Source organism: Spirillospora sp. NPDC049652, from assembly GCF_040675125.1.
Taxonomy (GTDB): Bacteria; Actinomycetota; Actinomycetes; order Streptosporangiales; family Streptosporangiaceae; genus Spirillospora.
Genome location: NZ_JBFAOF010001249.1, coordinates 1 through 1,751 on the forward strand (window position 1 = coordinate 1; position 1,751 = coordinate 1,751).

At 76.2% G+C, this 1,751-nt stretch carries 3 protein-coding genes; all 3 read left to right on the forward strand.

What is annotated here, in order from left to right; all coding sequences use genetic code 11:
* Positions 1-320: hypothetical protein (locus AB0J52_RS39090; RefSeq protein ID WP_500188125.1), on the forward strand; the 320-nt coding region annotated here is incomplete at its 5' end.
* 4 nt (positions 321-324) lie between these two features.
* Positions 325-1,548: a DegT/DnrJ/EryC1/StrS family aminotransferase gene (locus AB0J52_RS39095; protein ID WP_500188127.1), complete on the forward strand. Its 1,224-nt coding sequence runs from the start codon at positions 325-327 to the stop codon at positions 1,546-1,548.
* A 2-nt stretch (positions 1,549-1,550) separates the two neighbouring features.
* On the forward strand, positions 1,551-1,751 hold a 201-nt coding region (locus AB0J52_RS39100; protein WP_500188128.1), incomplete at its 3' end, for a hypothetical protein.

The window sequence follows — 1,751 nt, forward strand, 5'->3', positions numbered from 1 at the left end:
CCCTGGGCCCGGCCGCGCCGGAGTCCGACGCATCGCCGTCCACGTCCGTGGTTTGGACGGCCGGACGTGCCGTGATGACCCGCGAGTCCGGCGAGGTGGCCGCGCCCGCCGAGGCCGCCCGGCCGGTGGAGACGCGGGCGCTCACGCTGGTGCACGCGTTCGAGGACGTCGACCCGTCCGCCGGGACGCGGTCCGGGGTGGTCGCGGTGGCCGGGCCGGTGACGCCGGTCGCGGGCCTGGAGTCGGTGCGCGACCTGGTCGCCGCGTCCGGCTGGCCGCTGCTCGGGGTCGTCGCGACCAGCCGGAAGATCAAGGGGTAGCGGAATGAGCCAGCACACCGCACGTCAGGCCACCGGGGCCGAGACCACCGGGCACGGCACGGGCGCCGGCGACGGGGAGAAGGTGCCGTTCGCGGTCCCGTCCTTCGCGGACGGGGTGGCCGAGCGGGTGACCGAGACGCTGACCTCGGGCTGGGTGACCACCGGTCCGCAGGTCGCCGAGTTCGAGCGGGACTTCGCCGCCCACCTCGGCGCGGACACCGTCGTGGCGGTCGCCTCCTGCACGGCCGCGCTGGAACTGTGCCTGCGCGCGCTGGACCTGCCGCCGGGCTCGCCGGTGCTGACGCCGAGCCTGACGTTCTGCGGCGCGGTGAACGCGATCCTGCACGCGGGGCTGCGGCCGGTGCTGGCGGACGTGGACGAGGACACGCTCGTGCCGTCCGAGGAGACCGTGGCGAAGGCCGCCGCGCGGACCCGTCCGCTGGCGATGGTGACGCAGAACCAGGCGGGCTATCCCGTGGACGTGCCGGCGCTCGCCGCCGCCGCCGGGCTCGACCGGACGCGCGTCGTCGAGGACGCGGCGCACGGCCCCGGCGCGGCCCGCGACGGCGTCCGGGTCGGCGCGCGGTCGCACGCGGCGTGCTTCAGCTTCTACGCGACCAAGAACATGCCGATCGGCGAGGGCGGCGCGGTCGCAACCGACGACCCGGACCTCGCCGACCGGATCCGCTCGACGCGGCTGCACGGCATGAGCAAGGACTCCTGGAAGCGCTACCTGCCGGGCGGGAGCTGGCGGTACGACGTCCGCGACGTCGGCCTCAAGGCGAACATGACCGACATCCAGGCGACGATCGGGCGGGCGCAGCTCGGCGCGCTGCCGGGCTGGCAGGACGAGCGCGCCGAACTCGTCCGCCGCTACGACGAGGCGCTCGGCGGCCTGCCCGGGGTCGTCCTGCCGCAGCGGGACCTGGACGGGATCACGCACGCCTGGCACCTGTACCAGGTCCGGGTGCCGGACCGGGACGCGCTGATCGCCGAGCTGACCGAGGCGGGCATCGGGACGTCGGTGCACTTCATCCCGGTCAGCCACATGACGCGGTACCGCGACGTGCTCGGCCCGGACGAGTGCGAGGCGGTGCCGGTGACCGACCGGGTCGCCGAGGAACTGCTGTCGCTGCCGCTGTTCCCGGGGCTGACCGCCACCCAGCAGGATCGGGTCGTCGGGCACCTGACCGGCGCGCTGCGCCGCCGCACCGCGCTGGCGGGCTAACCATGCGCTGGTTCCCGGGACGCTCGCCGAGGACGCGGTCCACCGCGTCCAAGGCGCCGCCGCCGTCGCCCTCGCAGCCGCAGCCGCAGCCGCTGTCGCTGCTGCTCGGGCGGGACGAGGTCGCGGTGACCGGGCCGCGCGCCCGGCGGCTCGTCCGGGGCCGCCGCGTGCTGGTGACCGGCGCGTGCGGGACGGTCGGCTCG

Excerpts from the sequence above, each read along its gene's own strand:
- AB0J52_RS39095 (WP_500188127.1), top strand. The coding sequence starts at position 325 with ATGAGCCAGCACACCGCACGTCAGGCCACCGGGGCCGAGACCACCGGG.